General features: G+C 68.5%; 6 protein-coding genes and 1 pseudogene. 6 read left to right on the top strand and 1 reads right to left on the bottom strand.

Going from position 1 to position 6,681, the window contains the following annotated elements:
• Nucleotides 1-383: 383 nt before the first annotated feature.
• From ACWD0J_RS40785 to ACWD0J_RS40765, 5 genes are all read left to right on the top strand, one after another.
• Entirely contained in the window at nucleotides 384-728 is a 345-nt protein-coding gene (locus tag ACWD0J_RS40785) for a hypothetical protein (protein WP_451500920.1), read from the top strand.
• A 161-nt stretch (nucleotides 729-889) separates the two neighbouring features.
• A complete protein-coding gene (locus ACWD0J_RS40780; RefSeq protein ID WP_451500922.1) occupies nucleotides 890-1,504 on the top strand; it encodes an ABC transporter ATP-binding protein in 615 nt (204 codons plus the stop codon).
• 11 nt (nucleotides 1,505-1,515) lie between these two features.
• Nucleotides 1,516-3,654, top strand: coding sequence for a permease (locus tag ACWD0J_RS40775; RefSeq protein WP_451500919.1), 2,139 nt, complete (start codon nucleotides 1,516-1,518; stop codon nucleotides 3,652-3,654).
• A gap of 27 nt (nucleotides 3,655-3,681) precedes the next feature.
• Nucleotides 3,682-3,945, top strand: a complete 264-nt coding sequence (locus tag ACWD0J_RS40770) for a hypothetical protein (protein WP_451500918.1) — start codon at nucleotides 3,682-3,684, stop codon at nucleotides 3,943-3,945.
• Between the two features lie 362 nt (nucleotides 3,946-4,307).
• Nucleotides 4,308-4,445, top strand: coding sequence for a hypothetical protein (locus tag ACWD0J_RS40765; RefSeq protein ID WP_451500917.1), 138 nt, complete (start codon nucleotides 4,308-4,310; stop codon nucleotides 4,443-4,445).
• An 89-nt stretch (nucleotides 4,446-4,534) separates the two neighbouring features.
• Here ACWD0J_RS40765 and ACWD0J_RS40760 read toward each other — a convergent pair.
• A pseudogene (locus ACWD0J_RS40760) lies at nucleotides 4,535-5,259 on the bottom strand (transposase); the annotation flags it as partial.
• A gap of 230 nt (nucleotides 5,260-5,489) precedes the next feature.
• On the opposite strand from ACWD0J_RS40760, the gene ACWD0J_RS40755 reads away from it, so the two are divergent.
• Nucleotides 5,490-6,566 (top strand): IS110 family transposase, encoded by a 1,077-nt coding sequence (locus ACWD0J_RS40755; RefSeq protein ID WP_451500921.1) that lies wholly within the window; start codon nucleotides 5,490-5,492, stop codon nucleotides 6,564-6,566.
• Nucleotides 6,567-6,681 lie beyond the last annotated feature (115 nt).

The raw sequence follows: 6,681 nt of genomic DNA, 5'->3' as shown, positions 1-6,681 counted from the left end.
ACCTCGCCGGCCTCTATCTCCGCGCCTCCATGATCTGGATCAACGACCTGCTGAAGGCGACTGATTGATCACGACATCACACAGGCCCTAGAGCGGCAGAAGAACGAACAGCCATGTGATCTATGTCATGCATGTGATCAATGATACGCAGAGTGACGATCGGTTGGCGTGACTGCGGGATGTTCCGCCAACGCGCCCACCTCCGAACATGTACCAGAACGCTTAGTGGTCAAAGAAGCCAATCGAGTTCCGTATGTGAACGCCGACCGCTTGACGATCTGCTGCCATCGAACGAGTGTTTGGCGTGTCATGCACTGAGGGTGAACTCGCGTCACTCTGGGGTGCGGCTAACCCGAGGTCCCGAAGGATATGGAGAAACACGTATGAAGAGAACCAGAATCGTGGTCACCACCATGCTCGGTTTGGCGCTCGCGGTCCCCACGGGTACGGCCGTTGCCGTCACGATCTCTGAGGCTGGCGCCACCGCCTGGTCCCCTGCGGCCAGCGACTCCGGAAAGGTGGCTGTCAAGGACACTCAGGAGGACGGCGACCCGGTGAAGGTGCAGTACTACCGCTCGAACGACTCCGACTACCGGACTCTGTGGAACCACAGCGGGGTCGGCACCACTGCCTACTCCGCAGATGGAGTGACCATCAAGGAGATCAGGGCGTGCGAGTCCCGCGACTGGGCTCCGGATGCCTGTTCAGGCTGGTATTACACCTCCTGACCTGTAGTCAGCCGTACTCCCGCCGCATCCGCCCCATGGGGGTGGGTGCGGCGCCCCCGTCAGCCGTGCAACGCAATGAGATCAGGTGCTGTGTGAGAGCTAGCGATTCGGTCGGACTCCGCGTGTGCGGACTGAGCTATCAGGTCGGAGGCCGCACTCTCCTGGACCGCGTGGATCTCACCATCGAGCCCGGGGAGTCCGTGGCGGTGACCGGGCCCAGTGGATCGGGCAAGTCCACCCTGCTGATGTGCTTGCTGGGCCTGGTCAGACCTCACTCCGGGACCATCGTCGCGGGTGGGCAGGAGCTGACCGCTCTGCGATCCGCACGCCTCGCCCAGGCACGGCGCCGAACCATGGGAATGGTCTTCCAGTTCGGGGAGCTTCTTCCCGAGCTTAGTCCCGTGGAGAACGTCGCACTGCCCGTCCTGCTCGACGGAGGAAGCCACCGGGACGCCTACCGCCGAGCCGCTGAACTACTGAACGAACTGGGTGTTCCGTCCAGCTCCACTGCCACCGGTCAGCTCTCCGGGGGCGAACGCCAGCGCACCGCGGTTGCCCGCGCCCTGATGACCGACCCGCAGGTTCTTCTTGCCGACGAGCCCACAGGCGCGCTGGATCCCGAAGCCAAGGACGCGGTCGCGGAGTTGTTGTACGCCAGTGCCCGCGAGCGCGGCTGCGCTCTGCTGGTCGTGACCCACGATCCGGCTGTGGCCGAGCGTGCCGACCGCCGGCACGAACTCCGTGCCGGGCTACTGGCTGAGATGGGTACGCGGTGAGGGCGGGCACGGTGCGCACGGTCATCACACTTCTCCGTATCGGCCTGACCGCCGGCCGGGCCACGCCAGGCGACCGTCTGCGCTGGTGGGTGCTGCTGGCGGCAACCGCTACCGTGGCCTTCGTCGCGGTGGCGACCACGGGCACGGTGGCCACCTACGAGGGGCGCGAGGCCCGGTCGGACGCGCGGGGCGTGGTGCTCGCCGAGGGCAAGGACGCACCGCTGCTGTACCGGCCGGGAGGGGACTCCGTCGGCGGGAACCCGGTGTCCGTCGTCTTCGTCCACCCGATGACTGAGGACGCCCCTGTGCCCGCGGGTGTCCGGCGCTGGCCGGAGCCCGGCGAGGTGCTTCTCTCCCCCGAACTGGTGCGTACGGGCCGGGCGGAGGGGATCCTGACCCGGTACGGAACGTTCTCCGGCACCGTGCGGCCCGACGGTCTCGCTTCCCCCTCCGAGCGGATCGCCTATGTTCGGGTGGCCTCTCTGCCCTCGAACCATGCCGATTGGTTGCCGGTCGCCGACTTCGGCGGCAGGGGCGGCGCGACAGGCGAGATGCGCTACCAGTGGCCGCTGAACTCGACCCTCCTCGTGCTGTGGGCACTGGCGGGTGTGCCGGCGCTCGCGCTAGCTGTGGTGGCGGCGCGGGTGGGCTCACGCTCCCGTGACCGGCGCAGCGGGCTGCTGCAGGCGCTGGGCGGTGTGTGGTGGCACCGGGCGGTGGTCAATCTCGGGGAGGCGGTGTTCCCAGCCGCACTGGGCGCGGCCCTTGCGCTGGTCCCGTACACCATCGCCGCCCGGTGGAATCTGCGGCTGCCGCCCACCGGCTACCTCCTCAACCACCGTGATCTGTGGGAGCGGTGGCCGGCAGCGGCAGCCACAGCCGCGGGCGCGCTGGCGCTCGTGCTGGCCATCGTCGTAGGGACGCACCGCGTCCACGCGGACGGCACGTCCACCCGTCCGGCGTCCGCCGCCTCCCGGGTACCGCGCTGGCGGCTCGTGGCATGCGGCGCCGGCGCCGGACTCGTGGTGATGAGCCAGTACGCCCCCAGGGGCACGCAGTTGGCCATCTACTGCTGCGGAACGGTGACGATGTGGGCGTTCCTGTCCTCCGTCGTAGCGGTCCTCACCCGCCGACTGGGTGCGCGGCTGGCGGACAGCGGGAAACGCGCGGGCCACCCGGGCCGGCTGATCGGCGGACGGTGGACGCACGCGCATCCCGGCGTCATCGTCCGGCTGGCACTGGCCATGGTGATCGGCGTCGGGATCCTCACGCAGATGCAGATCTGGACCAGCCGCCTCGGAGAACAGACCCAGGCCGTCCGCGCAACTCAGGAGCGCGTCAAGGACACCGTGACCGAGATCATCGTGCCGGCAATGACCGCCGCGGAGACGGACCGCTTCCGCGCCGCGCTGCCTCCCGGAACAGCACTTCTGACCCACACCGTGGACGATCCGGGTCAGCAGGAGGACCCGCGGGTCAGCATTGCGGGAACCTGCCGCGATCTGCGCGTTGTGCACATCGGCTGTCAAGGCGACGCGGCGCACGGCAACATCCAGGCCCAGGAAATGCGCCGGTGGTACGGCACCAACCTCACCTTCACCCCGGTGCCCCAGGTCACCGTGAAACCCGGCGGCACTCAGACGCTCGTGGTTGTCACGCCGGAGCCGGGACACCTCTGGGCGGTGAAACAGGCCGCGTACACGCTGCCCACCCCTGCAGTGCAGGTGAACGGGCTCGGCGGAGTGTGGGAAACCACTGAGCGTGCACGACTGGTGAATTGGATTCGCCTCTTCGGCGGTACAGGGCTCCTCTTCGTCGTCCTGGCCGGAGCGGTGAGCTCGGCGGCCGAGTTCGTCCGCGTCCGGCACGTCCTTGCGCCCCTGTCCGTCCTTACTGGCAACCTCCGGGTCTTCCGCTCCGTGACCACCTGGCACCTGACCGTCCCGATGCTCATCGCTACGGTCGTCACCACGGTAGTGACCGCCTGGCACGCGGTGTTCTTCATCGCGTTGGTCAAGGCAGGCACCGTGTCCTGGCCCCTCTTGGGCGCTGCAGCCGCGGTCTGCGCCGTGACCTCGATTGCCGTCGGGCTCCTCGCCGCCCGCGCGGCCGTCAGAGCAGCGGACCAGTGGGTACCGACGGCGGACTGACCTGATGCCCCGTTGTGAAGACCCCGCATGAGCAGGCTGCTGGAAGCGGCGTGTGCGCTGACCCTCGGCGTCCTCGTTACGCTCCTTGTATGGGGCGCTGACCCTGACGCCGTGCGGATGGCGTGGCGGGAGGGCGAGCTGAGCGGTGTGACGGTCGTGTTCGTGGCGGCGTGTGTGCTGTGGCTGGTGCTATGGCGCAGGCGTACCGGGCGCGGTCGGCTGGCATGGCCGCTTGTGGTGCTGCTGTGCGGTGTTGCTGTTGCGATGGTCATGGCTGCCATGGCCGGTTGACCGGCGCAGGCAGGCAGACAGGTGGGGCTTCCCGTTCTTGTGGGCGGGGAGCCCCGCTCATGTTGGACCTTTGAACCACGCGGAAGGGCGGCGCTGGGCCGGCAGTTGCCGCACCCAGCAGGTTCCTCTGCGGGCTGCTGGGTGTGGTTGCCCAAGCCACATGCGCTGACTCTGGGGTCTGCGGGCCGGGAGTCACCTACCTGGCGGTCTCCTTCTGGGTGGCCTCGTCTTCGAGATGCTTCGCCCCTTCCTCCGTGGGCCTCTTCGCGGTTCGGGTCCCTTCCCGGCCCCCTTCCGTATCAGAAAGCGCCGCGGTTGGCGGCCGTCCGGTGCGCCATGCCGAGTACAGGCCCGCGAGGGCGATGGTCACGGCCCAGGCCGATGCTGAACTTGCTCAGCGCGCCGTTCACGGCAACTACCTCTTCGACCACGGTGACCAGGACCGCTTCATCGTCCGGCTCATCGTCGGCGCCGAGCCCTTCAACGGCCCTACCGGCTAACAGCGCAGGGCCCCGTTCCGAACCGGTGGGTCTGTGTAGCGAACGGCTCTGTCCCGTAATCGGTGGTAGCGCTGTGTAGTGGTTCATTTGTTGACGCCCTCGGTGCGGCCGTTGTGGTACGAGAGGGTGAGTCCGGCGTCGACGGCGGCGCGGTCGAGTTCGAGGCCGTTCGCGAAGGAGTGCAGGTGGGGCAGGTCGGCGGCGCGGACTGTGGTGATCCAGTCGGTGAGCTTGGCGTCGTTGCCCTCCGCTGGGGTCAGCAGCTGAGCGAACTCGCCGGTGAGGCAGGCGAGTTCGCTCAGCTCGGGGCAGGCTTCGGTGAGTTCCCGCAGTAGTGCGGTGTCCTTGTCACGCAGGTTCTCGGGGCGGGTGAACAGGAGGCGTGCGAAACGCTGCGGGGTGGTGACCGGCTTGTCGCCCTCGGCGCGGCCCTGGGTGATATAGCGGTAGAGCAGGTTGAGGCTGCCGGTGTATCCCAGCTCCTTGATCTCCCGGAAGAGTTGGAGGACGGGGACTGCCGGGTCTTCCGCGCGGCGGGTGCGCAGGTGGTCGCGGTAGAGGTCGACGAGCGTGGGCTTGTAGCGGGGTGCGCGGCGCTCTGCGGTGGGCTCCTTCATTTGGGCGTACCGCTTGACGGTGTTCAGGGCGACATCAAGGCGGCGGGCGCATTCGAGCAGGCCGACGCCCTGGCCGAGCAGATTGTGGACCCGCTGCCAGCGCTCGCGTGTGGTCTGCTCGCGTACACCCCCGGGCGGGCAGGGTTCACAGCGGTCGCCCAGCAGGCGGCGTGGGAGCGGACCTCAGCCAGGACCTTGCCGACTGGTGGTTCTGCTGGTGAGCCTGACTCACTTACTGACTGACGTCATCGACTGTCCTGTTTAAGATTTGTCGGCTCGTCGGCAGGGCCGCCGCGCACGCGGCCGGACGGGCGTTTGTGACCTTATAGGAGCTTGGTCCAGAAGCCCCGTCACTGTCTTGTCCACCCGCCCGACCGGCGCGTGCCGCCCTCGGAACGGACACGCCACAAGGACGGACATGACCAGCATGACGCACGACGGCCCGCGGATCACCGGCGGAGTCGACACCCACGGCCTCACCCACCATGCCGCAGTGATCGACACAGTCGGTCGGCACCTGGCCGACCGGGAGTTCCCGGCCACCATCCGCGGCTACCGGGATCTGCTGGAGTGGATGCGCTCACACGGCGCGCTCGTCGCGGTGGGAGTGGAGGGCACCGGCGCCTACGGAGCCGAACTCGCCCGGGTGCTGACGGCAGCTGGCGTTGCCGTCGTCGACGTGGACCGCCCCGACCGCAAGACACGGCGCACGAAAGGCAAGTCCGACCCGATCGATGCCTATGCAGCCGCGACGGCCGTGCTGTCGGGACGCGCCACTGGCATCCCCAAAAGCCGGGACGGCGTGGTCGAGGCGGTCCGCGTACTGAGGGTCGCCCGCCGCAGCGCGGTCAAGGCCCGTACCCAGGCGATGAACCAGATCCGAGCCCTGCTGGTCTCGGCGCCCGCGTTGCTGCGTGAGCAGGTCGCTGTACTGGACCGGGCCATGTTGATACGCACCCTCGCCCGGCTCCGGCCCGGCGAGGACCTCTCGCGCCCGCTGGCGGCGACCAGAGCCTCGCTGCGGCGGCTCGCCCGACGCCACCAGACACTCGATGCGGAGATCGCCGAGCTGGACGCCGAGATCGGTCCGCTGGTCAGGCAGGCCGCTCCCGCGCTGCTTGAGCTGTTCGGCGTCGGGCCCGAGACCGCCGGCCAACTGCTGGCCTCGGCCGGGGACAACCCCGAACGCATGCGCTCCGAGTCCGCGTTCGCGCACCTGGCCGGGGTCGCTCCGATCCCGGCATCGTCCGGCCGCACCCACCGCCACCGCCTCAACCGCGGCGGCGACCGGGCCGCGAACAACGCCCTGCACACCATCGTGCTCACCCGCATGCGCTTCGACGCACGCACCCGCGACTACGTCGACCGCCGAACCAAAGAGGGGCTGAACAAGAAGGACATCATGCGCTGCCTCAAGCGATTCGTCGCCCGCGAGGTCTACCGCGCTCTGACCAGGACACCGACTGGGCAAATCACCCAAACCGTCCTGACCCCAGCGGCTTGACAGCCATAGGAGCATCTTCGGGGTGTTGTCACGTTGTTGGCTGTGACTGCCTGACGGCGCGTCGGGGCAGGGTGGGCTTGGGAGCCGGGCCTGTGCTCAGGCCGCGGTGGCAAGG

It is taken from the genome of Streptomyces sp. NPDC003011 (assembly GCF_053591515.1).
This window is presented reverse-complemented; position numbering and strand designations above follow the sequence as displayed.